This is a genomic window from Halomonas sp. SS10-MC5 (assembly GCF_015992245.1).
In the GTDB taxonomy this organism is placed as follows: domain Bacteria; phylum Pseudomonadota; class Gammaproteobacteria; order Pseudomonadales; family Halomonadaceae; genus Halomonas; species Halomonas sulfidoxydans.
The window spans coordinates 4,075,321-4,098,512 of record NZ_CP065435.1 but is presented as its reverse complement, the minus strand read 5'-3'; the positions used below and the strand labels follow the sequence as shown (position 1 = coordinate 4,098,512).

The window sequence follows — 23,192 nt, the reverse complement described above, 5'->3', positions numbered from 1 at the left end:
GCTTTCCTCGTTGTGCTGTTCGTGCGAGTCGATAACGTCAATATGAGGGTGACGATCATAGCACCCGCCTCGGGACGCCGTCATGGGCGTGCGGCCCATGTTTCGGCCGCCGGCGATTGAACAAACGTTTGAAATAAGGCGGTGGAAGCGCTAAGCTGACGGGGCTGTTTGAGTCATACGAGTGGGTATGTGGGCGCTCCCTGTCCTTGGGGTGCGCCTTTTTTTTGCCCCTCGCCTGGGGCGCCATGGCTGCTAGAATGGCCAGTTCGTCAGCCACCGAACCGCTCACGCAATGCATGCCACTTCCCGCGTCATCGCCACCAACCAGCTCGGCCCGCACAAGGACGTCGCCCGGCGCGTCGCGCGCGCGCTCGACCACCCCCTGCGCAAGCCGGTGGCCGCTCACACGCGAGAGGCGTTCGAGCGGGCCCGGGCCTGGTACGAGCAGCAGGGCGGCGGCCGTCGGCCGCTGATCCTCGATGCCGGCTGCGGCGTGGGGCTGTCGACGCGGCAGCTGGCCGCCCGCTTCGACGATCATCTGGTCATCGGAGTCGACCGCAGCGCCGACCGTCTCTCGCGGGCGCATGGCGAAGTGGGCGGCAACGCGCTGCTGGTGCGTGCCGACCTGGTGGATTTCTGGCGCCTGGCGCTGGCCAGCGACTGGCAGCCGGCGCGGCACTACCTGCTCTATCCCAACCCCTATCCCAAGTCGGCACACCTCAAGCAGCGCTGGCACGGCCATCCGGTGCTGCCGGTGATCCTGGCGCTGGGCGGGCGGCTGGAGCTGCGCTCCAACTGGCGGCTCTACGTGGAGGAGTTCGCCCTGGCGCTGCATCAGGTCACCGGCGTGGCGGCACCCGTGGAGCCCTTCGTCCCCGGCGAGCGCTACCTGACGCCCTTTGAACGAAAGTACCACCTCAGCGGTCAGTCTCTCTGGCGCCTGGCGGCCGATCTGCCCCACGCCCCGCAGCTCGTACCCGGCGTATCGCAGGAGGTGAACTGATGGCGTTCGTCTACCTGGCGCTGGCCATCGTGGCGGAAGTCGTCGCCACCAGTGCGCTCAAGGCCACCGACGGCTTCACCCGCCCCGGCCCCAGTTTGCTGGTGGTGGTCGGCTATGCGATCGCCTTCTTCATGCTGTCGCTGGTGCTGCGCACCATCCCGGTCGGTATTGCCTATGCCATCTGGGCCGGTCTGGGTATCGTGCTGGTGGCCCTGTTGGGGATCGTGGTGTACGGCCAGCGGCCCGATCTGCCGGCCGTATTGGGTATCGGCCTGATCGTCACCGGTGTGGTGGTGATCCAGCTTTTCTCACGCATTTCCGCCCACTGATTCGGCTTCATGAGTTCTGGATGGATCCTGTTGCAATGTTGATTCGTGCTGCTGCCAGGCTTCGCTACCTGCTCCTCTTCGGCCTCTCGCTGCTGCCCCTGGTCGCGTCGGCGGCGGGCTTCACGGCGCTGGAGAAAATGACCGAGCGAGGCTTTCTGATCAGCGCCGAGGCCCGGCTGCTTGGGGATGCCGGCCGCCCCGGCGAAGTGCTCGGCGCCATCGAGCCGGGGCGCCAGCTGTCGCCGGCCTCGGTGTCCAAGGCCTACCTGGCGGCGGCGGCGCTCGACCGTTGGGGGCCGCAGCATCGCTTCACCACGCGCCTGGTCAGCAGCGCCGAGCTCGACGCCGACGGCGTGCTGCGCGGCGACCTGATCCTCGATGGTGGCGGCGACCCGGCGCTGACCACCGAGGATCTGTGGCGCCTGGCCCAGCGGCTGCACCAGGCCGGCGTACGCGAGGTCGAAGGGCGCCTGGTGGTCAGCCAGTGGCGCTTCGGCCCGGTGGCGTGCATCACCACCGACCGCTGCGCGGCCGAGTCGCACGCCGCCAACAGCTACAGCGCGCTGCTCTCCTCGGCGGGGGTCAACCACGGCAACTGGTGCGTCAACGTGGCGCCGGGCGCATCCGCGGGCGAGCCGGCACGGGTGACCAGCTGCGACAGCCAGTCGCTGATCGTGGAGATCGACAACCGGATGGAGACGCGCGCGGCCGGAACTGCCACCGAGTTCAGCGCCGAGCGCATCACCCGCGAAGAGGACGAGGTGATGCTGCTGCGCGGTCATATCGCGCTCAACGCCGCGCCGCGCGACGTCTACCGTGCCAGCGGCGACCCCGCGCGCCAGACCGCGCGCACCCTGGCGGCCATGCTCGAGCAGGCCGGCATCGCCATTGGCGCCGGCTATGCCACCACCACCGAACCGCCGCCCGCGTCCGCCCATGCCCTGGCGACGGTGGAGGGCAGGCCGCTGCAGGAACTGCTGCTGCAGGTGATGAACTATTCCAACAACTTCATGGCCGACGTGCTGGCGCTCAACCTGGTCGACGCGCCACGGGCGACCCTGCTGCAAGCGGGGGAGGCGATCCAGGACTACGTGGCCGGGTTGCCCGATCACGGTCCGGTGGTGATGCTCAGCGGCAGCGGCCTGACCACCGAGAACCGCACCTCGGCCAGCGGCGCCAACACGCTGCTGGAGAGCATGTTCCACCGCACCTCGCTGTTTCCCAGCTTCGTTGCCAGCTTCCAGTCGCCGGCCAACGGCGTATCCCGCTTCATTCGCCGCGGCTCGCCGCTGGTCCAGGATCGTCTCATGCTCAAGACCGGCACCCTCAACCAGCCCTATGCGGTACGCGCCGTCAGCGGCTACTTCCGTGCGCGCTCGGGACGCTGGGGCGTGTTCACGGTACTGGTCAATGGCACCGCCTCCACGCCCTGGCTCAACTGGGCCCAGGTGCTGGACCCCCTGGCCCAGGACCTGGAGCGCATGATCGAGGCGCACTGAGTTCCACCTGCACGTAAGGATTGCGAGACGATGAAACCAGCGCGTACCGGATGGCGGCACATCATCGATGCCACGGGCTACTCCCTCAAGGGGCTCAGGTTTGCCTTTCGTCATGAGACGGCGTTTCGCCAGGAGCTGGCCCTGTGCGTGGTGATGCTGCCGCTGGCCTGGTGGATCGGCTCCGGGCCGGTGGAGTGGATCCTGCTGGTGGGCAGCTGCCTGCTGGTGCTCACCGTGGAGCTGATCAACAGCGCCATCGAGAGCGTGGTGGACCGCATCGGCACCGAGCACCACGAGCTGTCGGGGCGGGCCAAGGACATCGGCTCGGCGGCGGTGCTGCTGGCCCTGCTGGCCGCCGGCCTGACCTGGGGGCTGCTCATCTGGCAGAAATTCTTCGGCTGAATGCCGCCGTGTCACCCCCCAGGGGTGCCCCCGCGCCGACGCCTTCGATATGCTGAGGGGACCTCAGCTGCGATAAGGCGCGCGCCATGCCCATTCCCGACGACTTCCTGCCCGCCGACGACCTCTCCCCCGCGCTCGTGCCAGCCCTGGAGAAGGCGTGGCAGCGTCTCGGCGAAAGCCTGGCGCAGGGCGACAGCGTCGCCGAGATGACCGGCCAGGAACCACCGTCGGAGAACTGGCTGGGCCTCGATCCCGAGCGTCGGCGCCAGCTGGCACGCGTGATCGCCATTTCCGACTTCGCGGCCGATACGCTGGCGCGCTATCCCGACTGGCTTCAGCACCTGGATGCCAGCGGCGAGCTGGATGAGGCCCCGGGCGCCGAAACGCTCGCCGCCTGGCTGGCCGAGCGGCTCGAGAGCGTCGAGGACGAGGCGGCCCTGCACGCGGCGCTGCGCCGCTTCCGCCGGGCGCGCATGCTGGGCATCGTGTGGCGCGACCTGACGCGGCCGGCGGGCATCGACATGTGGTCGACCGCCGCCGCGGTGTCGCGGCTGGCCGAGGTGTGTCTCGAGGGCGCGCTGGGCTGGCTCGAGACCCATCTCGAGCCGCGCTGGGGGCGCCCGGCGCCGCGCGCCGACGGCAGCGAGCAGCGCCTGGTGGTGCTGGGCATGGGCAAGCTCGGCGCCGGCGAGCTCAACCTCTCCTCGGACATCGACCTGATCTTCGCCTATCCCGAGCAGGGTGAGACCGAGGGCGGGCGCAAGTCGCTCACTCACCAGGAGTACTTCACCAAGCTGGGGCAGAAGCTGATCGCCGCGCTGGATGCGGTGACCGCCGACGGCTTCGTCTTTCGCGTCGACATGCGCCTGCGCCCGCTGGGCGACGGCGGTCCGCTGGTCGGCAGCTTCTCGTCGCTGGCCGCCTATTACCAGGACCAGGGCCGCGAGTGGGAGCGCTATGCCATGCTCAAGGCGCGGCCAGTGGCCGGCGACCTGGGGGCCGGGGGCGAGCTGCTCGGTAACCTGCGCCCCTTCGTCTATCGCAAGTACCTCGACTTCGGCGCCATCGAGTCGCTGCGCGAGATGAAGGCGCTGATCAACCGCGAGGTGAAGCGCCGCGGCATGCAGGCCAACATCAAGCTCGGCCCCGGCGGCATTCGCGAGGTGGAGTTCGTGGTGCAGGCCTTCCAGTTGATCCGCGGCGGCCGCGATACCGAGCTGCAGGTCACCTCGCTGCGGACCGCGCTCACGCGCCTGCCGGCGCTGGGCCTGCTGCCGCAGCAGGTGGTCGAAGAACTCGAGCCCGACTATGTCTTCCTGCGCGATCTCGAGCACGTGCTGCAGGCACTGGAGGATCGCCAGACCCAGAACCTGCCCGACGACGACCTCGATCGCGAGCGTGTGGCCCAGGCGCTCAACATGGAGGACTGGCCGGCGGTCGTGGCGCGGCTCGAGGAGGTGCGCGGGCGGGTCCGCCACCACTTCGATGCGGTGGTGGCCGACCCCGAGGAGGAGCACGAGGAGGCAAGTGCGACCCCCGAGGAGGGAGGCGTCTCGCTCGACGACTGGCGCGCGCTGTGGTGCGGCGAGCTGGAGGAATCGGAGGCGCAGGCGATGCTCGCCGAGGAGGGCTTCGCTCAGCCCGAGACCGCGCTGCGCCGCCTGGTGACCCTGCGCCAGTCGCGCCAGGTCCAGTCCATGCAGCGCATCGGCTACGACCGCCTCGAAGCCCTGCTGCCGCTGCTGCTGGATGCCGTGGCGGCAAGCGACGCCCCCGACACCGCGCTCGAACGTGTGCTGCCGCTGGTCGAGTCGGTGCTGCGGCGCACCGCCTACCTGGCGCTGCTGCGCGAGAACCCCGAGGCGCTCAGTCATTTGATGGAACTGTGCGGCGCCAGCCCATGGATCGCCGAGCAGCTGGCCCGCTATCCGATCCTGCTCGACGAGCTGCTGACGCCGGATACGCTCTACACACCCGCCGACAAGGCGCGCCTGGCCGACGAGCTGCGTCAGACCCTGGGGCGCATTCCCGAGGACGACGAAGAGGCGCAGCTCGAGGCGCTGCGCGTGTTCAAGCACGCCCACGTGCTACGGGTGGCCGCCTCGGACATCGCCGGGACCCGCCACCTGATGAAGGTCAGCGACTATCTCACCTACATCGCCGAGGTGCTGCTGGAGAAGGTGCTGGCCATGGCCTGGCGCCACCTGGTGCGCAAGCATGGCTACCCGCTGCGGCGCGATGGCAGCCGGGCCGGTAGCGACCCCGAATTTCTGATCGTCGGCTATGGCAAGCTGGGCGGCATCGAACTGGGTTACGGGTCGGATCTCGACCTGGTGTTCATTCACGATGCCGATTCCCACGGCGAGACCGACGGTGCGCGGCCCATCGACACGCCGGTGTTCTTCACCCGCTTGGGCCAGCGCATCATCCACCTGCTCACCGCGGTGACCCCGGCCGGCACGCTCTACGAAGTGGACATGCGCCTGCGTCCCTCGGGCAATGCCGGGCTGCTGGCCACCACGCTAGACGCTTTCGGCGAGTACCAGCGCCGCGAAGCCTGGACCTGGGAGCACCAGGCGCTGGTGCGCGCCCGTGTGGTGGCCGGCCACCCCCGCCTGGCCGAGGGCTTCGACGCGGTGCGCCGCGAGATCCTCGGGCGCGAGCGCGATTGCCGGGCCCTGGGCGAAGAGGTGGTCAAGATGCGCCGCAAGATGCGCGACCACCTGGGCGGCAAGGCCGGGGAGGGCGAGTTCGACCTCAAGCACGACCCCGGCGGCATGGTCGACATCGAGTTCCTGTGCCAGTTCGCGGTGCTCTCCATGGGGCACGATACGCCCGAACTGCTGCAGTGGAGCGACAACATGCGCATCCTCGAGACGCTGGAGAGCAGCGGCCGCCTGCCCGCCGAGGAGTGCCGGCGCCTGCGCGAGGCCTACCTGGCCCTGCGTAGCGCTGCCCACCGCGCCTCGCTGACCCGCGAGGCCGCCCGCGGCCGCGACGCCGACTTCCACGCCCACCGCCAGGCGGTGATCGAGGCCTGGCAGCGCCTGCTGGAGCCTGCGGCATGAAGCCCGCTCGTGTGATTCCGTTTCCACCAGAGAGACCGCGATGAACAAGGTACTGATCCTGCACGGCCCCAACCTCAACCTGCTGGGCACCCGCCAGCCAGAGATCTACGGCAGCGAGACGCTGGACGACATCAACAATGCGCTGTACGAGAAGGCTGCCGTCAACGGCTGGGACATCAAGGCGCTGCAGAGCAACCACGAGGGCGTGCTGATCGACGCCATCCATGCCGCGCGCGAGGATGGCACCGCGGCGATCGTCATCAACCCCGCCGCCTATACGCATACCTCGGTGGCGATCCTCGATGCGCTCAACGCCTTCGAGGGCAAGGTGATCGAGGTACACCTCTCCAACGTGCACAAGCGCGAGAGCTTCCGCCACCACTCCTACGTCTCGCTGCGCGCCGACGGCGTCATCGCTGGGCTCGGCAGCCAGGGCTACCTGGCCGCGCTGGACGCCGTGATCCGCGCCGCCGAGCGCGCCTGAGCCTGCCGCCCGCTGTCGTGCCCCACGGCAGCGGGCCTTGCACCACAACCCCTTAGAGTAACGAGTCGATCAGCTCGCGATTGACGAGTAGCGTCTCGTGAGTGACGAGCAGGTGGTTGTTGAACTCGTCGAGCTGCCCGTCGCCCTGGGGGCGGTTCTGCTCCAGGTACTCGATCGCGGCCACATGCAGTTCCATCTGGTAGGACAGAAAGGTCTCGTCGAACGCTTCTCCCTCCAATTCGCGTAATGCTTCAAAGGCATCCCGATCATGCAGAGTGTGCTCGTCGTGGGGGGTGTCGCTGTTCCCGCTGGTCTCGGCCAGCCACTCGTCGAGAATGGCGTGGTCGCGCCGCAGGGTGTTGGCCAATTGGACGACCTCGTCATCTTCGGCACGCTTCTCGGCCAGCTCCGCGAGGTCAGCCTGATGCTGGTGCAGGGCCCGCAGGCTGGCCTGGATCGCTTCGCGATCCTCGCTCTCCCGCGCCAATGCCGGCCCGGCCAGCAGGCAGGCCAGCACCACCCCCAGGATGATCGAGTCCTTTGAGAGAAAGATTTTCATTCCGTTGCTCCCGCTTGTTGCCTGAATGATGAGCGAGCTCGAATTCGGTTTGCGCAAGACCTCTTTGCTTCCTACGGTAGTACAAGACGTCTCGCTCTGGTGCCGATGCATGCAAAGAACGATCGACAAACCAAGCCGCAAGCGCAAGCCGCAAACGCCCGAAGAGCAGCAGGAGAAGAAGCGGGAGCTTCTGGTATTTCTGTTCCTCGCCGGCATCCTGTTTCCGATTCTTGCCGTTCTTGTGGTATCGGGCTACGGATTCGCTGTATGGATCTTCCAGATCTTTGCCGGACCTCCCGGTCCGCCCGGCTAGCGGGTCGAGAGGCACATAAGAAAAAGCAAATAAGAAAAATTGCAAAACTGAATTGAAATAATAAAGACCGTGGAGAAACGAAATGGCCGTGGAACCCTCGCGGCGGGCGTTGCTCAAGGGGGGCCTCGAATATTCCCCTGCGCTGCGTCCACCCTGGGCCCGTGATGAGCCACAATTCCTGGAAAATTGCAGCCAGTGCGGCGACTGCTTCCAGGCCTGCGAAACCGACATTATCGTGCGCGATGCGGCCGGTTTTCCGCAGGTCGACTTCCAACGTGGCGAGTGCATCTTCTGCCGTGCCTGCGTCGAGGCCTGCGAGGAAGAGGTCTTTCTCGACCCGGTGCATGAGCCGCCGTGGCGGCACGTCGCGGCCATCGGGCCGGCATGCCTGGGGCCGCAGGGCGTCTACTGCCGCAGCTGCGGCGAGAGCTGTGAGGCCGGCGCGATCCATTTCTCGTTCAATGCCCGGCGCGTACCGGAGCCCTCGATCGACAGCGAGGTCTGCAACGGCTGCGGCGCCTGCGTCTCGGTGTGTCCCACCGGGGCGGTCACGGTCGGCGTACCGGGCTCGGGCCATTCGGCCCGGCTTCCCTCCACCGACCTTCAGGGGGAGACATGAACGCAGAGTTACATATCTCGAGCCTGGTCGTGCAACTGCAGCCGGCGCACATCGCCGACGTCCGACAGCAGTGCCAGGCCCATCCGGGCGTCGAAGTCCACGCCACGGACCCGTGCGGCAAGATGGTGCTGGTGCTGGAGACGGCGGGACAGCGCGAGATTGTGGCATTCATCGAGGCGCTTCAGCGAGCCCCGGGCGTGCTGTCGGTGAGCCTGGTCTACCACCATGCGGAGAGCGCCGAGGAACTGGACAGGGAGATGGAGGAGATGAGCGATGACGCTGACGCGACGTGACTTCATCAAGGCCACGGCGGCGACCACAGCCACCGCGGCGGCAGGGATCAGCACTACCGGCCAGGCGCAGAACGTGGTCACCGACGCCAGCCAGTCCCAGTTGAAGTGGTCGAAGGCACCGTGCCGCTTCTGCGGCGTGGGCTGCGGGGTCAATGTGGCGACACGCGACAATCAGGTGGTCGCCACCCACGCCGACATCAACGCCCCGGTCAATCGCGGCGTCAACTGCATCAAGGGCTATTTCCTGTCCAAGATCATGTACGGCGAGGACCGACTCACCCAGCCGCTGCTGCGCAAGACCAACGGCCAGTACGACAAGAACGGCGAGTTCACTCCGGTGAGCTGGGACGAGGCCTTCGACGTGATGGCTGAAAAGTACAAGGCGGTGCTGCGCGAGAAGGGCCCCCAGGGTATCGGCATGTTCGGCTCCGGCCAGTGGACGGTGTGGGAGGGCTATGCCGCCAACAAGCTGATGAAAGCCGGCTTCCGCTCCAACCACATCGACCCCAATGCGCGCCACTGCATGGCCTCGGCGGTATTCGGCTTCATGCGAACCTTCGGCATGGACGAGCCGATGGGCTGCTACGACGACATCGAGGCGGCGGATGCCTTCGTGCTGTGGGGCTCCAACATGGCCGAGATGCACCCCATCCTGTGGACCCGGGTCACCGACCGCCGGTTGTCGGCGCCCCACGTCAAGGTGGCGGTGCTCTCCACCTTCGAGCACCGCTCCTTCGAGCTGGCCGACCAGCCGATCATCTTCACGCCCCAGGCCGATCTGGCGATCCTCAACTATATACAGCGCTACATCATCGAGAACGACCGGGTGAACTGGGACTTCGTCAACGAGCACGTGCGCTTCATGGAGGGCAACGTCGATATCGGCTACGGCCTGCGCCCCGAGCATCGCCTGGAGCTGGCGGCGGCCAACGCCGCCGAAAGCGGCGGTGCCCGCGACATCGACTTCGAGCGCTACCGCGAGTTCCTGCAGCAGTACGACGCCGAGACGGTCAGCGAGCTTTCGGGCGTGCCCCAGCGTCAGCTCGATGCCCTGGCCGAGCTCTACGCCGACCCCGACACCAAGGTGATGTCGTTCTGGACCATGGGCTTCAACCAGCACACCCGCGGGGTCTGGGCGAACAACATGATCTACAATATCCATCTGCTGACGGGCAAGATCTCCACCCCGGGCAACAGTCCCTTCTCGCTGACCGGCCAGCCCTCGGCCTGCGGCACCGCGCGCGAGGTCGGCACCTTCTCGCACCGGCTGCCGGCCGACATGGTGGTGACCAACCCGGACCACCGCCGCTTCGCCGAGAACGCCTGGAAGGTGCCGGAAGGCACCATCCAGGAGAAGCCCGGCGCCCATGCCGTACTGCAGAACCGCATGCTCAAGGACGGCGAGATCAACGTCTACTGGGTGCAGTGCAACAACAATGTCCAGGCGGCGGCCAACCTGGTCGAGGAGACCTACCCCGGCTACCGCAACCCCGACAACTTTATCGTCGTCTCCGATGCCTACCCCACCGTGACCGCCGAGCTGGCCGACCTGATCCTGCCCGCGGCGATGTGGGTCGAGAAGGAGGGCGCCTACGGTAACGCCGAGCGGCGCACCCAGTTCTGGCATCAACTGGTCAGGGCGCCCGGCGAAGCGCGCTCCGACCTGTGGCAGATGGTGGAGTTCTCCAAGCGCTTCCAGATCGAGGAGGTGTGGCCGGAGGAACTGCTCGAGGCCAACCCGGACTACCGCGGCAAGTCGATGTTCGAGGTGCTGTTCCGCAACGGCCAGGTGGATGCCTACGGCCTCGACGAGCTCGACGAGGAGTACGCCAACGACGAGGCTCACCACTTCGGCTTCTACGTACAGAAGGGGCTGTTCGAGGAGTATGCCAAGTTCACCCGCGGCAAGGCCCACGATCTGGCCCCGTTCGAGCGTTACCACCAGGAGCGCGGCTTGCGCTGGCCGGTGGTCGACGGCGAGGAGACGCGCTGGCGCTACAACGGCGAGCACGATCCCTACGTGGAGGAGGGGCGCGATTTCCAGTTCTACGGCCACAAGGACGGCCGCGCCGTCATCTACGCCCTGCCCTACGAGCCGCCCGCCGAGTCGCCCGACGAGGAGTACCCGATGTGGCTGGTCACCGGCCGGGTGCTCGAGCACTGGCACTCCGGCTCGATGACCCGGCGCGTGCCCGAGCTGCACCGCGCCTTTCCCCAGGCAGTGGTCTACCTGCACCCCGAGGACGCGCGTCAGCTCGGCGTGCGTCGCGGCAGCGAGGTGCGTATCGTCAGCCCGCGCGGCGAGATGAACTCCCGCGTCGAGACGCGCGGGCGCAACCGCATGCCCAGGGGGCTGGTGTTCGTGCCCTGGTTCGATGCCAGCCAGCTGATCAACAAGGTCACGCTGGACGCCACCGACCCCATCTCCAAGCAGACGGACTTCAAGAAGTGCGCCTGCCGGATCGAACCGGTCTAGGGAGGGAAGCACGATGCGAACGATCACCCCCGCCATCGCCGTCGCAGTGTTGGCGATCAGCCTGGGCGTGCTCGCCCAGGAGGGCGAACTCGATGCCCTGCGCGGCCACGTACCGCTGCTCGAGGAGCGCACCCCGGAACCGCTCTACGACGTCGTGAACGACGACCAGCGGCGAGTCCGGGCCTACCCGATGCAGCCGCCGACCATCCCGCACAAGATCGACAACTACCAGGTCGACCTCAACGCCAACCGCTGCATGAGCTGCCACAGCCGGCAGCGGGTCGGCGACACCCAGGCCCCGATGATCAGCGTGACCCACTACATGGACCGCGACGGCAACTTCCTCGCCGAACTCTCGCCGCGCCGCTACTTCTGCAACCAGTGCCACGTGCCGCAGACGGACGCGCCGCTGGCAGTCGAGAACCGCTTCGTCGACATCGCCGAAATCCTCCGCCAGCCACGCGAGACGGAAGAGTGAGGGGTGCTGCATGATCCAACGTATCAAGAGCCTGCTCGCGGTCTTCTGGCGCGTCTTCAATTCGCCCAGCGGCTACTTCAGCCTGGGGTTTCTCACCGTGGGGGGCTTCATCGGCGGGGTGTTGTTCTGGGGCGGCTTCAATACCGCCATGGAGGCGACCAATACCGAGCGGTTCTGCATCGGCTGCCACGAGATGCGGGCCAACGTCTACGAAGAGATCCAGCCCACCATTCACTTCACCAACCGCTCGGGTGTGCGGGCGGTGTGCTCGGACTGCCACGTGCCGCACGACTGGACCGACAAGATCGCGCGCAAGATGCAGGCCTCGAAGGAGGTATGGGGCAAGATCTTCGGCACCATCAATACCCGCGAGAAGTTCCTCGACCACCGCCTGGAGATGGCCTCCCGCGAGTGGCGCCGCTTCGAGGCCAACGACTCGCTGGAGTGCCGCAACTGCCACGACGAGGACGCCATGGATTTCACTCGGCAGAGCAACCGGGCGGCCGCGGCACATCGGCGAGGGCTGATCCAGGGCGACGATACCTGCATTACCTGCCACAAGGGCATCGCCCACGAGCTGCCCGACATGGCCGGCGTCGAGGGGTGGGAGTGAATGGAGCCTGAAGCGCTAGCCGATGGGCAGTAGCCCGGCAGCCTGGATCGCCCAGATGGCCAGGCTCAGGCTCAAGAAGGCGGCCAGTGTGCCCACCATCAGCGCGGCGGCGCTGACGCCGGCCATGCCGTAGCGCTGGCCGAGCAGGGGATAGACGCTGATCATCGGTGCGCAGGCGAACAGCAGTGCGCCGGCCAGCAGGGTGGGGTCCGCCGCCGGCATCAGCAGAAACAGGCCGAGCACGGCGAGAGGATGCAGAACCAGCTTGCCGACGACGATCTGCCCGACGTCACGCAGCATGCCGCGCACCTGGAGCCCGAACAGGGTCCCGCCGATCACGAACAGCGCCGCCGGCCCGGCGGCATTGGCCAGCATCTCGACGACCTGGGCCAGCGGGCGCGGCAGCGAGGTTTCCGTTACCGCCAATAGCAGGCCCAGGGCCAGGCCGATCAGGATGGGGTTGCGGATCAGCCGCAAGAAGGTCTTGCCCGCGATGGCTCCGATGCCGGTCCCGCTCTGGCGCCCGGCCTCGGCCAGGATCAGGGCCATCGGGATGATAAGCAGGTTCTCGATCATCATGTTCAGCGCCAGGAAGACGGCGGCCGGCGAGCTGCCGAGCACCATGGCGGCGACGGGATAGCCGATGAAACCGCTGTTGGAGGCGGACACGCCCAGGGCATGCAGGGCGCCTTCGCTGAGCGGCTTGCGCTGCAGCGTCAGGGTCAGCAGCAGGGCCAAGCCGAAGACCAGGGCCGAGCCGAGGCCGTAGGCCAGCAGGTACGGCTTCTGCAGCACCTCGTCGAGCGGACTTTGGGTCAGGGCGCGTATCACCAGCGCCGGCAGGGCGAAGTAGAGCACGAAGGTCGCCACACCCTGCACCTGCTCCCGATTGATCAGCCGTATGCCCATGGCCAGATAGCCGGCACCGATCAGCAGGAAGATCGGCGTGGTAATGGCGAGAATTTCCAGCATGCACGCTTCCCGGCACGAGGTGGGTTCGACGACGCTCTGCCTTGCCTCAGCTGACGGTCGCGCGGATTTCGCGGGCCTTGCGCTGCAGTAGCGGCAGGTACTCCTTCATCAGGGTATCCAGATCGACCCGGGCGGCGTTGGTGCTGATGTTGATGGCGCCGAGCAGCTTGCCGTTGGCGTCGAAGGCCGGCACGGCCAGCGAGCGCAGCCCCGAGTCGAGCTCCTGGTCGGCGATGGCGTAGCCCTGCTGGCGCACCTTGAGGATGCACTTCTTGAGTGCGGCCTTGTCGGTTACGGTCTTGTCGGTGTAGCGCGTAAGCGTGACCCGCTCCAGGAAGGCATCCAGTTCGGCATCGGGAAGCTGGGCCAGCAGCGCACGTCCCATCGAGGTGTGGGCGGCGGGCAGCCGGGTGCCAACGGAGAGGGTGATGGCCATCAGCCGGTGACGGGCCGAGGAGCGCGCCACGTAGGTGACCTCGTCGCCGTCGAGCACGCCGAGGGAGGAGGATTCGCCGCTTTCGGCGGTGATGTCCTCCAGCACCTGCTGGATCACGCTACGATAGTTGTTGGCAGAGAGAAACGCATAGCCGAGCTGCAGCACCCGCGGGGCTAGCTCGAAGTTGCGGCCCTGCTTCCTCACGTAGCCCAACGCATGCAGCGTGAGCAGGAAGCGCCGGGCGCGGGCGCGGTTCATGCCGGTACGGCTGGCGACCTCGCTCAGGGTCATGCGCGAGTGCGTCTCGTCGAAGGCCAGGATCACTTCCAGGCCACTGGCCAGTGCGGTGACGAAGTCCCGGTCGTCCGGGCTGAGAACCTCTTCCTCTGATGCCATTTTTGTTCCGTCGTTGTGCCGTCGTCTTGGATGGTTTGCTCTTTGGGAGCCCTTCAATCTAGCATAATGTTCGAATTGCGAACATCTGTACGACCATGGGCTAAGCCTAAGCCATGGGTCAGCCATTCCTTGGGAGAGCATGATATGCCTGACACCCTCCTGCGGCACCCCTTCATGAGCCAATCGGCATTAATGCAGTGCAACGTTTCGGCACTGGTCGAGGCCATGCTGGCCTTCGAGCTGGCCCTGGCCGAGGTGCAGGAGGTGCGAGGCGCCATGCCCGGAGGGACGAGCGGGGCCATGCGGCGCGTGCTGGAAGCGCATGCCTTCGATCACGAGGCGCTGGCGGCGGGCGTGGCCAGCGGCGGCAACGTGGCGATTCCCTTCGTCAAGCAGGGGCGCGCCGCGCTGCCCGATGCGCTCAAGCGCTACTGGCACATGGGTGCCACCAGCCAGGACGTGGTCGACTCGGCGCTGATGCTGCTGCTCCAGCCGCGACTGGCTGCGCTGGATGCGCTGCTCGGGCGCTGCCGTACGGCCGCGCTCGCGCTCATGCAGGCCCATGAGCAGACGGTGATGGTGGGGCGTACGCTGATGCAGCAGGCGCTGCCGACTACCTTCGGCGTCAAGGTGGCGCACTGGGCCATCGGGCTGGAGCAGGCGCGACGACGCCTGGCACAGGTCGAGCTGCCGGTGCAGTTCGGCGGCGCCGTGGGGGTGCACTCCGGCTGGGACACGCTGGGCCTCGACTTTATGGACGCCATCGCTCAGAAGCTCGGCCTGGCGACGCCGGTACTGCCCTGGCATACCGACCGCCTGCCGATCCATGCCCTGGGTACGGCGTTGGACGCCGCGGCGGGGGCGGCCGAGAAGCTGGCGCTCGACGTGGCGCTGCTGACCCAGACCGAAGTGGGCGAAGTGGCCGAGCCATCCGCCCCGGGCATGGGCGAGTCCTCCTCCATGCCGCACAAGCGCAACCCGGTGCGCTGCGCCATGATCCGCGGTGCCGCCCGACAGGTGCACGGCAACACCACGGTGCTGCTCCATGCCGTTGCCCAGCCGCTGGAGCGCGGGCTGGGCGAGTGGCACGCCGAATGGTCGCCGCTGATCGATAGTGCGCTGCTGCTGGAGGGGGCACTGGAGCAGGCCGCCGTGCTGCTCGAGGGGCTCGAGGTTCACCCCGAGGCGATGCGGCGCAACCTGGCGGCCACCGGCGGCGGCATCATGGCCGAGCCGGTGTCACGCCTGCTGGCGCCGGTACTGGGCCAGGATGCAGCCAAGCGGATCAGCGCCGAAGCCGCCGAAACGGCACGACACCAGGGCATTCCCTATGCCGAGGCGCTTGAAGAGCACGCCGAAGTGAGGGGGCGGATTGAAGCGGAAGCCCTGCGCCAGGCAACGGACCCGGCCTTATACCTTGGTAGTAGCCAGGCGCAGGTGCATCGCGCCATGGCCTGGTTGGGTGAATAACGCTTTGAGATAGCATTTCTTTTCGTATTCCTGCAAAGGGGAGGCCTGGCCTCCCCTTTGCTTATATACACGCTTGCAGATTTGACGGTGGAGGTTCATGGGACTAGATTGTTCGTATTGCAAATCTATGTTCGTTATACGAACTAAATGGAATGCCTTCCAGGCCCCTTCGTATCAACGCCTGGTTGCGCTCCGGTTCCCCGAGAGGCCGTCATGTCCAATCCCTGCATTATCTGTGTTGCCATCACCGGCAGCTTGCCGCGCAAGGAGAATAACCCTGCCGTTCCGATTACCGTCGAAGAGCAGGTCGAGAGCACCCAGGCGGCGTTTGAAGCCGGGGCCACCATCGCCCACTGTCACGTGCGCAACGACGACCAGAGCCCGACATCGGACCCCGAAAAGTTCGCCCAGTTGATGGAAGGGCTCAGAAAGCACTGCCCGGGGATGATCATCCAGCTCTCGACCGGTGGGCGCTCCGGTGCCGGCCAGGAGCGGGGCGGCATGTTGCCGCTCAGGCCGGATATGGCCAGTCTCTCGGTGGGCTCCAACAACTTTCCCAACCGCGTCTACGAGAACCCGCCGCAGTTGGTGGAGTGGCTGGCCGACGAGATGCTGAGGTACGCCATCAAGCCCGAAATCGAAGCCTTCGACCTGTCGCACATCCACCAGGCGGTGAATCTTTCAAAACAGGGTAAGCTCAAGGCGCCGCTCTACGTTCAGTTCGTGATGGGGGTCAAGAACGCCATGCCGGCGGACAAGCCAACCTTCGATTTCTATATCGAGACCCTGAAGCGCCTGGCCCCTGATGCCCAGTGGTGCGGTGCCGGCATCGGCCCCAACCAGCTCCTGCTGAATGAATGGTCCATCGCCGCGGGTGGCCACACCCGCACCGGCCTCGAAGACAACGTGCGACTCGACCGCGACACCTTGGCACCGTCCAATGCCGCCCTGGTCGAGCGTGCCGTGGCACTGTGCGAGAAGTACGAGCGCCCCGTGGCCACCTGGCAGCAGGCCCGCGAGATCCTCGGCCTGGCTACCACCTAGCCTTCCACGACGATAGCGGCATTGGCCCTGGAAGCTGGGGCGACGGATCCTGCCTTATACCTTGGTAGCGGCCAGGCGCAAGTACGCCGCGCGGCGGCCTGGCTGCAGCGCGAATAATGCCCTGAAAATCCATCGGTTTCGTTGAACCCAACGAGGGGAAGCCAGGCCTCCCCTCGCTTTTTCATGGGCAGCGTATTTGACGATGGCATGAGCTTGGCGTTAACTTGTTCGCATCACAAAACAAAGTTCGCTATTCGAACTTTCTAACGAGAGCGCCCAGGAGAACACCATGGCCGAATTCCTGAGCCTCCGTGACGCGGTGGCCCGCTACGTCGAAGACGGCGCCACCGTGGCCATGGAGGGCTTTACCCACCTGATTCCCTTCGCTGCTGGTCACGAGGTGATCCGCCAGAAGAAGCGTGACCTGACCCTGATCCGCATGACGCCGGACCTGGTCTACGACCAGATGATCGGCGCCGGCTGCGCCAGGAAGGTAATCTTCTCCTGGGGCGGCAACCCCGGCGTGGGCTCGCTGCATCGCCTGCGCGACGCGGTGGAGAAGGGCTGGCCGCACAAGGTCGAGATCCTCGAGCACAGCCACGCCGCCATGGCCTGCGCCTTCGAGGCCGGTGCCGCCGGGCTGCCTCTGGCCGTGCTGCGTGGCTATGTGGGCAGCGAGCTGCCCAGCGTCAACGACCAGATCAAGTTCATCGAGTGCCCGTTCACCGGCGAGCGCCTGGCCGCGGTGCCCTCGGTGCGCCCGGACGTTTCCATCGTGCATGCGCAGAAGGCCGACCGCGCCGGCAACGTGCTGGTGGAGGGTATCGTCGGCGTGCAGAAGGAGGCCGTACTGGCGGCGAAGCGCAGCATCGTCACGGTGGAGGAGATCGTCGACGACCTGCGCGCCGAGGCCGACTACCACCCCAACGCCTGCATCATCCCGGGCTGGGCCATCAGCGCCATCGCCGTGGCCGAGAAGGGCTCGCTGCCCTCCTATGCCCACGGCTACTACCCGCGCAACAACGCCTTCTACAAGGAGTGGGACGCCATCGCCCGCGACCGCGACACCTTCACCCGGTGGATCGAAGAGAACGTCATGAACGCAGGGGGGAACGCCTGATGAGTACCGTCGATAAGTGCCTGGACTACACCTCGGCGGAGATGATGACCGTCACCGCGGCCCGCGCGCTGGAGAACGGCATGACCTGCTTCGTCGGCATCGGCCTGCCCAGCGAGGCGGCCAACCTGGCGCGCCTGACGCATGCGCCGGACGTGGTGCTGATCTACGAATCCGGCACCCTGCAGACCAAGCCCAACGTGCTGCCGCTCTCCATCGGCGACGGCGAGCTGGCCGAGACGGCGCTCACCACCGTTTCGGTGCCGGAGATGTTTCGCTACTGGCTGCAGGGCGGCAAGATCGACGTGGGCTTCCTCGGTACCGCCCAGATCGACCGCTACTGCAACCTCAACACTACCCTGATCGGCGACTACCGCGAGCCCAAGGTGCGACTGCCGGGCGGCGGCGGTGCGCCGGAAATCGCGACGAACGCGGGTGAGGTCTTCATCACCCTGAAGCACTCCAAGCGCGCCTTCGTCGACCGGGTCGATTTCGTCACCACCCTGGGCTTCGGCCGCGACGGCAAGGGCCGCGACGGTGTGCCCAACATCGGCAAGGGGCCGACCCGGGTCATCACCGACCTGTGCGTGATGAAGCCCGACCCCGAGACCAAGGAGCTGGTGGTGGTCTCGCTTCACCCGGGCGTGAGCCGCGAGGACGTGATCGAGGCCACAGGTTGGGAGATCCGCTTTGCCGACACGCTGGAGAGCACCCCGGAGCCCTCGGCCCGCGAGCTTGAGGTCCTGCGCGAACTCAAAGACAGGACCGCCCGCGCCCATGCCGGTGCGTGACGCCGCGACGGCGAATTAGAGGAGATAAGGTATGACCGACGTATTCCTTTGCCATCCGCGGCGCACCGCCATCGGCCGCTTCGGCGGTACCCTGGCCAGCGTGCGCCCCGACGACTTCGCCGCCACCATCTTCAAGGCGGTGCTGGCGGAAGCGCCCGACCTGGACCCTTCCGCGATTGAAGAGGTTTTCATGGGCTGCGCCAACCAGGCCGGCGAGGACAACCGCAACGTGGCGCGCATGTCCGCCCTGCTGGCGGGCCTGCCCACCTCGGTGCCCGGTACTACCATGAACCGCCTGTGCGGCTCCGGCATGGACGCGGTGGGCACCGCCTTCCGCGCCATCAAGGCCGGCGAGATGGAACTGGCCCTGGCCGGCGGCGTGGAGTCGATGTCCCGCGCGCCCTACGTGCTGGGCAAGGCCGACAGCCCCTTCTCCCGCGGCCAGAAGATCGAGGACACCACCATCGGCTGGCGCTTCGTCAATCCGCTGATGAAGAAGGCCTACGGCATCGACTCCATGCCGGAGACCGCCGAGAACGTGGCCGAACAGTTCAACATCTCCCGCGAGGACCAGGACGCCTTCGCCCTGCGCTCCCAGCAGAAGGCCGCCGCCGCGCAGAAGGCGGGTCGCTTCGCCATCGAGATCACACCGATCGAGATTCCGCGGCGCAAGCAGGAGCCGCTGGTGTTCGACACCGACGAGCACCCGCGCGAAACCACCCTGGAGAAGCTGGCCGGGCTGCCGACGCCGTTCCGCGAGGGCGGCAGCATCACCGCCGGCAACGCCTCCGGCGTCAACGACGGCGCCGCCGCCATGCTGGTGGCAAGCCGGGCCGCGGTGGAGCAACATGGGCTCAAGCCCATGGCCCGGATCATCGGCATGGCCACGGCCGGCGTCGAGCCGCGCATCATGGGCTACGGCCCGGTACCGGCGGTACGCAAGCTGCTCGAGCGCACCGGCGTGACCATGGACGAGATCGACATCTTCGAGTTCAACGAGGCCTTCGCCGCCCAGGCGCTTGCCTGCACGCGGGACCTGGGGCTCGCCGACGACGACCCGCGGGTCAACCCCAACGGCGGCGCCATTGCCCTGGGCCACCCGCTGGGCATGTCCGGCGCCCGCCTGCTGCTTACCGCCGCTCACGAGCTGCAGCGCAGCGGCAAGCGCTATGCGCTGTGCACCATGTGCGTGGGCGTGGGGCAGGGGATTGCGACCCTGATCGAAAGGGTCTAAGCGAGACTGAGATTGGTACCAGGCCGGTGGTGATGAACTGCCGGCTTTTCCCGTTGCACTGCAGGGAGAAGGAACATGGCATTTTTGAACGTCGACGGCCGCAGCGTCGCCTATCGCCTGCTCGGCCCCGAGGCGCTGCCGCTGGTGGTGCTGGCGCATCCGCTGGGCATGACCCAGGCGGTGTGGGACGAGCTGCTGCCGGCGCTGCTGCCGCGCTACCGCGTGCTGACCTGGGACCTGCCCGGCCACGGTGCCAGCCAGGCCTGGCCGGCCGAGGGCGGCGAGATCACCCCGGCGGCGCTGGCCCGGGAGGCGCTGGCGCTGGTCGAACATGCCGGTGCCTCGCGCTTCCACTTCGTCGGTACCTCCATCGGCGGTGTGGTCGGCCAGCAGCTGATCAGTGAGCACGCCGAGCGGCTCTACTCCTTCACCCTGACCAACACCGGCGCGGTGATCGGCAACCAGGAACTGTGGAGCAGCCGCGCCGGGCGCATTCGTCAGGAAGGCCTGGCGGCCATGGCCGAGGAGATCGTGCCGCGCTGGTTCGCGCCGGCCTGCTTCGAGGCCGAACCGGCACTCCAGGCCGGCTGGTGCACCCAGATGGGCCGCGGCGACGACGAATCCTACGCCCGCCTATGCGAGATGCTCGGCCGCACCGACTTCCGCGGCAAGCTGAAAGGGCCGCTCGCGGAGCATCCGGGCATCGGCGTGCACCTGCTCGGCGGCAGCGCCGACGTGGCCACACCGCCCGAGACCCTGCAGGCCCTGGCCGCCGAGTGTGGCGGGGCGCCGCTGGAGATCCTCGAAGGCATTGCCCACGTGCCCTCGGTGGAGGCGCCCGCCGCCATGGCCAAGCGGCTGCTGCTGTGGATGGCCGGCGAGCGTGAGGACGTCGGCGAGCGCGGCGTGAGCTATGCCGAGGGGCTCGAGACCCGCAAGCAGGTGCTCGGCGAGGAGCACGTCGCCCGCGCCAGCCGGAACGCCAACAGCCTCGACGCCCCCTTCCAGCAGATGATCACCCGGCTGGCCTGGGGCGAGCTGTGGAGCAACGACGACCTCACCCGCCGCGAGCGCAGCCTGATCACCACCGGCATCCTCGCCGCCCTGGGCCGCGAGGAACTGGTGCTGCACCTCAAGACCGCCAAGCGCATCGGCCTCTCCGAAGCGGAGCTGCGCCAGGTACTGATGCACGTGGCGATCTACGCCGGCGTACCGGCGGCGAACCATGCGTTTGCGTTGGCCAAGGAGCTGGGCTGGGGCGAGGAGTTGAATTGACTCGGCGTGAGACGCCCTAGACTTTCGTTAGAGTGCTAATAAGCTGTGCCGCATGGCATGATCCGAACCGGCCTTTGGCCGGTTTCGGCTTTATGGGCGGGGCATTCGCGACCAGGAGAGCAGGGCATGACTCAGGACACCACCACACCGCTGCCGAGCGAGCTGCGCCAGGCCCTGCTGGCCTACGGCCTGCTGTGGTGCCTGGGGCTCTATCTGCGCCTTACGGTGCTGGTGGTGCCGCCGCTGATTCCCCAGCTCAAGGCGGTGCTGGGCTTTACCAGCAGCGAGGTGGCGATCGCCACCAGCCTGCCGCTGGTCACCCTGGCCTTCGGCGCCCTGCTGGCCGGCTGGCTGCTGGCGCGGGTCGGTACGCTGCCCAGCATGCTCCTGGGGCTCGCCGTCATGGCGCTGGGAAGTGCGCTGCGCAGCCTGCCCGAGGGCTTTACCGCCTTCATGCTGGCCACCGTGCTGATGGGGGTGGGCATCGCCTTCATGCAGACGGCGATGCCGGTACTCGCCAAGCTCTGGGCGCCCGGTCGCATCGGCCGCGCCTCGGCGGTGTACACCAACGGCCTGCTGGTGGGCGAGCTGCTGGCGGCGGGCGCCACCGGCCCCCTGGCCGCGGCCTGGCTTGGCGCCCACTGGCAGTGGGCGTTCGCCCTGTGGGTGGCGCCGGTGCCGCTGCTGATGCTGGCGCTGATCGTCGGCTGCCGGCAGCTTCCGGCCATGGCGAACGGCTCCCGTAGCGCCAGCCTGACCCTGCCCAACGTGCGCGACGGGCGCACGTGGCGCCTGGTGGCCCTGCTCGGCGCGGCGGCGGCGCTCTACTTCACCGGCAACGTCTTCCTGCCGCCGCTGCTCGAGGCGAGTGCGCGCCTCGACCTGCTGGCGCCCAGCCTCACGGCGCTCAACGGCGCCCAGATGCTCTCTTCGGCGCTGCTGATCCTCTACGCCGACCGGCTGATGGGGCGGCCCCGGCCGCTGATCGGCATCACCGCCCTGGCGCTGCTGGCCCTGCCGCTGATGCTGTGGCTGCCGGGTGGCCACGTGGTGTGGGCGGCCGGCGTGTTCGGCTTCTTCACCAGCGCGCTGTTCATCTTTGTGCTGGCGCTGCCGGCCTGGCTGGTTCGCCTCGAGGCGCTGCCGCGGCTGATGGCCGGCATGCTGTTCTTCGGGTACCTTCTGGTATTCGGCATCACCGTGGTCGGCGGCTGGCTCAACGATCTCTCGGGAACCGTGGCGCTGGCCTTCCTGCCGACCCTGCTGATCAGCCTGGTCGCCATGGCCGTCACCCCGCGGCTGCTCGCCTCACGCCAGTAGGACAACCCCATGCTCAACGCCCGTATCAAGCTGCGCCATCTGCAGGCCTTCCTCGAGGTGGCCCGCCAGCGCAGCTTCGCCCGGGCCGCCGAGCGGCTGGCGATCACCCAGCCGGGCATCTCCAAGACCATTCGCGAACTCGAGGAGAGCCTTGGTGCTTCGCTGTTCGAACGCACGCCCCAGGGCGTGGCGCTGACCCAGGCCGGCCTGACCCTGCTGCGCCATGCCGGGCCGGCCATGCGCGCGCTGGAAGAGGGCGTGGCCGCGGTGGGCGACGTGCGCCTGGGCGCCCACGACCTGCGCGTGGGGGCGCTCTCCACGGTGGAGAGCCGGCTGCTGCCCGAGGCCATCCGCCGCTGGCACGCCGCACCCGGCGGGCAGAACGCGGTAGGCGTCAACGTGGTGGCTGGCGCCAGCGCCTTCCTGCTCTCGCGCCTGCGCCGCGGCGAGCTGGATCTGGTGGTGGGGCGCATGACCGAGGCCCGCGAGATCCGCGACCTGGCCTTCGAGCACCTCTACTACGAGCCGCTGCTGCTGTGCGTGCGCCGCGGCCACCCGCTGGCCGGCATCGCACCGCTCGAAGCCGCCCGGCTGGGCGAATTCCCCTGGGTGCTACCACCCCTGCAGACCACCCTGCGCCAGCAGGTCGACAGCTTCTGCGTGCGCCACTCGCTGACACTGATGAGCCAGCGGCTGGAGACGCTCTCGCTGCCCATCAGCCGCCACTACACCTTGGAGAGCGACGCGATCTGGGTCGTGCCCGAAGAGGCCGTGTTCGAAGACCTGGCGGCGGGGCGGCTGAGTCGCCTCGGCATCGAGCTGGAGCCCCGCGGCGGCTCCGTCGGGCTGTGCTACAACGCCAGCATGCAGCCCTCGCTGGCGCTGGAGGCCTTCTGCGAAGTGCTGCGCGAAGTGAGCGCGGAGCGTGGCGCCGGGAGTAGCTGAAAGCAGCCGCTATAATTGCGGTGCAGCATAACCCATTGGTTATGAGGGGTGCCCTA

23 protein-coding genes are annotated in these 23,192 nt (G+C 67.5%); 20 read left to right on the top strand and 3 right to left on the bottom strand.

Annotated elements, in window-relative coordinates:
- Positions 1 to 292: 292 nt before the first annotated feature.
- The 6 genes from I4484_RS19140 to aroQ all read left to right on the top strand — a co-directional run bounded on the left by I4484_RS19140 (position 293) and on the right by aroQ (position 6,785).
- Positions 293 to 1,003, top strand: coding sequence for a tRNA (guanosine(46)-N(7))-methyltransferase TrmB (locus tag I4484_RS19140; RefSeq protein WP_197448759.1), 711 nt, complete (start codon positions 293 to 295; stop codon positions 1,001 to 1,003).
- Positions 1,003 to 1,332 (top strand): multidrug efflux SMR transporter, encoded by a 330-nt coding sequence (locus I4484_RS19135; RefSeq protein WP_217626094.1) that lies wholly within the window; start codon positions 1,003 to 1,005, stop codon positions 1,330 to 1,332. Before I4484_RS19140 ends, I4484_RS19135 begins: the two co-directional genes overlap by 1 nt.
- Positions 1,333 to 1,367: 35 nt before the next feature.
- The gene (gene dacB / locus I4484_RS19130; protein WP_197448758.1) at positions 1,368 to 2,831 is read left to right on the top strand and encodes a D-alanyl-D-alanine carboxypeptidase/D-alanyl-D-alanine-endopeptidase; all 1,464 of its coding nucleotides are present in this window, start codon (positions 1,368 to 1,370) and stop codon (positions 2,829 to 2,831) included.
- A gap of 30 nt (positions 2,832 to 2,861) precedes the next feature.
- Complete coding sequence (locus I4484_RS19125) at positions 2,862 to 3,233, top strand: diacylglycerol kinase (protein WP_197448757.1); 372 nt, start codon at positions 2,862 to 2,864, stop codon at positions 3,231 to 3,233.
- 86 nt (positions 3,234 to 3,319) lie between these two features.
- Complete coding sequence (gene glnE, locus I4484_RS19120; RefSeq protein WP_197448756.1) at positions 3,320 to 6,301, top strand: bifunctional [glutamate--ammonia ligase]-adenylyl-L-tyrosine phosphorylase/[glutamate--ammonia-ligase] adenylyltransferase; 2,982 nt, start codon at positions 3,320 to 3,322, stop codon at positions 6,299 to 6,301.
- A 40-nt stretch (positions 6,302 to 6,341) separates the two neighbouring features.
- A complete protein-coding gene (gene aroQ / locus I4484_RS19115) occupies positions 6,342 to 6,785 on the top strand; it encodes a type II 3-dehydroquinate dehydratase (protein ID WP_197448755.1) in 444 nt (147 codons plus the stop codon).
- 52 nt (positions 6,786 to 6,837) lie between these two features.
- Here the strand turns inward: aroQ and I4484_RS19110 are convergent, their stop codons facing one another.
- Positions 6,838 to 7,344: a DUF4142 domain-containing protein gene (locus I4484_RS19110; protein ID WP_197448754.1), complete on the bottom strand. Its 507-nt coding sequence runs from the start codon at positions 7,342 to 7,344 to the stop codon at positions 6,838 to 6,840.
- 109 nt (positions 7,345 to 7,453) lie between these two features.
- Between I4484_RS19110 and napE the strand changes: the two genes are divergently transcribed.
- The 6 genes from napE to I4484_RS19080 all read left to right on the top strand — a co-directional run bounded on the left by napE (position 7,454) and on the right by I4484_RS19080 (position 12,136).
- Positions 7,454 to 7,657 (top strand): periplasmic nitrate reductase, NapE protein, encoded by a 204-nt coding sequence (gene napE / locus I4484_RS19105; RefSeq protein WP_197448753.1) that lies wholly within the window; start codon positions 7,454 to 7,456, stop codon positions 7,655 to 7,657.
- 82 nt (positions 7,658 to 7,739) lie between these two features.
- Positions 7,740 to 8,276: a ferredoxin-type protein NapF gene (gene napF, locus I4484_RS19100; protein WP_197448752.1), complete on the top strand. Its 537-nt coding sequence runs from the start codon at positions 7,740 to 7,742 to the stop codon at positions 8,274 to 8,276.
- A complete protein-coding gene (locus I4484_RS19095; protein WP_197448751.1) occupies positions 8,273 to 8,569 on the top strand; it encodes a chaperone NapD in 297 nt (98 codons plus the stop codon). The genes napF and I4484_RS19095 overlap by 4 nt, the downstream gene beginning before the upstream one ends.
- A complete protein-coding gene (gene napA, locus I4484_RS19090) occupies positions 8,550 to 11,045 on the top strand; it encodes a nitrate reductase catalytic subunit NapA (protein WP_197448750.1) in 2,496 nt (831 codons plus the stop codon). The genes I4484_RS19095 and napA overlap by 20 nt, the downstream gene beginning before the upstream one ends.
- A 13-nt stretch (positions 11,046 to 11,058) precedes the next feature.
- Complete coding sequence (locus I4484_RS19085) at positions 11,059 to 11,523, top strand: nitrate reductase cytochrome c-type subunit (protein ID WP_197448749.1); 465 nt, start codon at positions 11,059 to 11,061, stop codon at positions 11,521 to 11,523.
- Between the two features lie 10 nt (positions 11,524 to 11,533).
- Entirely contained in the window at positions 11,534 to 12,136 is a 603-nt protein-coding gene (locus I4484_RS19080) for a NapC/NirT family cytochrome c (RefSeq protein ID WP_197448748.1), read from the top strand.
- A 15-nt stretch (positions 12,137 to 12,151) separates the two neighbouring features.
- On the opposite strand, the gene I4484_RS19075 is transcribed toward I4484_RS19080, so the two are convergent.
- Together I4484_RS19075 and I4484_RS19070 are read right to left on the bottom strand one after the other, a co-directional pair.
- Positions 12,152 to 13,108, bottom strand: coding sequence for an AEC family transporter (locus I4484_RS19075; protein WP_197448747.1), 957 nt, complete (start codon positions 13,106 to 13,108; stop codon positions 12,152 to 12,154).
- 46 nt (positions 13,109 to 13,154) lie between these two features.
- Positions 13,155 to 13,940 carry an IclR family transcriptional regulator C-terminal domain-containing protein gene (locus I4484_RS19070; RefSeq protein ID WP_197448746.1) on the bottom strand — a complete coding sequence of 262 codons (786 nt, stop codon included), beginning with the start codon at positions 13,938 to 13,940 and terminating at the stop codon, positions 13,155 to 13,157.
- 144 nt (positions 13,941 to 14,084) lie between these two features.
- Between I4484_RS19070 and I4484_RS19065 the strand changes: the two genes are divergently transcribed.
- From I4484_RS19065 to pcaQ, 8 genes are all read left to right on the top strand, one after another.
- Complete coding sequence (locus I4484_RS19065; protein ID WP_197448745.1) at positions 14,085 to 15,410, top strand: adenylosuccinate lyase family protein; 1,326 nt, start codon at positions 14,085 to 14,087, stop codon at positions 15,408 to 15,410.
- Between the two features lie 213 nt (positions 15,411 to 15,623).
- On the top strand, positions 15,624 to 16,454 hold the full coding sequence (locus I4484_RS19060; protein ID WP_197448744.1) for a 3-keto-5-aminohexanoate cleavage protein: 831 nt from the start codon (positions 15,624 to 15,626) through the stop codon (positions 16,452 to 16,454).
- A 289-nt stretch (positions 16,455 to 16,743) separates the two neighbouring features.
- A complete protein-coding gene (locus I4484_RS19055; RefSeq protein WP_197448743.1) occupies positions 16,744 to 17,574 on the top strand; it encodes a CoA transferase subunit A in 831 nt (276 codons plus the stop codon).
- A 20-nt stretch (positions 17,575 to 17,594) separates the two neighbouring features.
- A complete protein-coding gene (locus I4484_RS19050) occupies positions 17,595 to 18,362 on the top strand; it encodes a CoA-transferase subunit beta (protein ID WP_209539268.1) in 768 nt (255 codons plus the stop codon).
- A gap of 31 nt (positions 18,363 to 18,393) precedes the next feature.
- Positions 18,394 to 19,596: a 3-oxoadipyl-CoA thiolase gene (gene pcaF / locus I4484_RS19045; RefSeq protein ID WP_197448741.1), complete on the top strand. Its 1,203-nt coding sequence runs from the start codon at positions 18,394 to 18,396 to the stop codon at positions 19,594 to 19,596.
- Between the two features lie 75 nt (positions 19,597 to 19,671).
- Positions 19,672 to 20,871, top strand: a complete 1,200-nt coding sequence (locus tag I4484_RS19040; protein ID WP_197448740.1) for an alpha/beta fold hydrolase — start codon at positions 19,672 to 19,674, stop codon at positions 20,869 to 20,871.
- A gap of 126 nt (positions 20,872 to 20,997) precedes the next feature.
- Positions 20,998 to 22,191 carry a CynX/NimT family MFS transporter gene (locus I4484_RS19035; protein ID WP_197448739.1) on the top strand — a complete coding sequence of 398 codons (1,194 nt, stop codon included), beginning with the start codon at positions 20,998 to 21,000 and terminating at the stop codon, positions 22,189 to 22,191.
- Positions 22,192 to 22,200: 9 nt separating this feature from the next.
- Positions 22,201 to 23,136: a pca operon transcription factor PcaQ gene (gene pcaQ / locus I4484_RS19030; RefSeq protein WP_197448738.1), complete on the top strand. Its 936-nt coding sequence runs from the start codon at positions 22,201 to 22,203 to the stop codon at positions 23,134 to 23,136.
- The last annotated feature ends 56 nt before the right edge of the window (positions 23,137 to 23,192 follow it).

What these genes read in the sequence shown, in the direction of transcription:
- I4484_RS19125 (WP_197448757.1), top strand. Translation starts at nt 2,862, where the DNA reads ATGAAACCAGCGCGTACCGGATGGCGGCACATCATCGATGCCACGGGC.
- I4484_RS19070 (WP_197448746.1), bottom strand. Translation starts at nt 13,940, where the DNA reads ATGGCATCAGAGGAAGAGGTTCTCAGCCCGGACGACCGGGACTTCGTC.
- napF (WP_197448752.1), top strand. Translation starts at nt 7,740, where the DNA reads ATGGCCGTGGAACCCTCGCGGCGGGCGTTGCTCAAGGGGGGCCTCGAA.
- aroQ (WP_197448755.1), top strand. Translation starts at nt 6,342, where the DNA reads ATGAACAAGGTACTGATCCTGCACGGCCCCAACCTCAACCTGCTGGGC.
- I4484_RS19135 (WP_217626094.1), top strand. Translation starts at nt 1,003, where the DNA reads ATGGCGTTCGTCTACCTGGCGCTGGCCATCGTGGCGGAAGTCGTCGCC.
- I4484_RS19035 (WP_197448739.1), top strand. Translation starts at nt 20,998, where the DNA reads ATGACTCAGGACACCACCACACCGCTGCCGAGCGAGCTGCGCCAGGCC.
- I4484_RS19055 (WP_197448743.1), top strand. Translation starts at nt 16,744, where the DNA reads ATGGCCGAATTCCTGAGCCTCCGTGACGCGGTGGCCCGCTACGTCGAA.
- I4484_RS19095 (WP_197448751.1), top strand. Translation starts at nt 8,273, where the DNA reads ATGAACGCAGAGTTACATATCTCGAGCCTGGTCGTGCAACTGCAGCCG.
- pcaF (WP_197448741.1), top strand. Translation starts at nt 18,394, where the DNA reads ATGACCGACGTATTCCTTTGCCATCCGCGGCGCACCGCCATCGGCCGC.
- napA (WP_197448750.1), top strand. Translation starts at nt 8,550, where the DNA reads ATGACGCTGACGCGACGTGACTTCATCAAGGCCACGGCGGCGACCACA.
- I4484_RS19080 (WP_197448748.1), top strand. Translation starts at nt 11,534, where the DNA reads ATGATCCAACGTATCAAGAGCCTGCTCGCGGTCTTCTGGCGCGTCTTC.
- glnE (WP_197448756.1), top strand. Translation starts at nt 3,320, where the DNA reads ATGCCCATTCCCGACGACTTCCTGCCCGCCGACGACCTCTCCCCCGCG.
- I4484_RS19110 (WP_197448754.1), bottom strand. Translation starts at nt 7,344, where the DNA reads ATGAAAATCTTTCTCTCAAAGGACTCGATCATCCTGGGGGTGGTGCTG.
- dacB (WP_197448758.1), top strand. Translation starts at nt 1,368, where the DNA reads ATGTTGATTCGTGCTGCTGCCAGGCTTCGCTACCTGCTCCTCTTCGGC.
- I4484_RS19060 (WP_197448744.1), top strand. Translation starts at nt 15,624, where the DNA reads ATGTCCAATCCCTGCATTATCTGTGTTGCCATCACCGGCAGCTTGCCG.
- napE (WP_197448753.1), top strand. Translation starts at nt 7,454, where the DNA reads ATGCAAAGAACGATCGACAAACCAAGCCGCAAGCGCAAGCCGCAAACG.
- I4484_RS19040 (WP_197448740.1), top strand. Translation starts at nt 19,672, where the DNA reads ATGGCATTTTTGAACGTCGACGGCCGCAGCGTCGCCTATCGCCTGCTC.
- I4484_RS19085 (WP_197448749.1), top strand. Translation starts at nt 11,059, where the DNA reads ATGCGAACGATCACCCCCGCCATCGCCGTCGCAGTGTTGGCGATCAGC.
- pcaQ (WP_197448738.1), top strand. Translation starts at nt 22,201, where the DNA reads ATGCTCAACGCCCGTATCAAGCTGCGCCATCTGCAGGCCTTCCTCGAG.
- I4484_RS19065 (WP_197448745.1), top strand. Translation starts at nt 14,085, where the DNA reads ATGCCTGACACCCTCCTGCGGCACCCCTTCATGAGCCAATCGGCATTA.
- I4484_RS19075 (WP_197448747.1), bottom strand. Translation starts at nt 13,108, where the DNA reads ATGCTGGAAATTCTCGCCATTACCACGCCGATCTTCCTGCTGATCGGT.
- I4484_RS19140 (WP_197448759.1), top strand. Translation starts at nt 293, where the DNA reads ATGCATGCCACTTCCCGCGTCATCGCCACCAACCAGCTCGGCCCGCAC.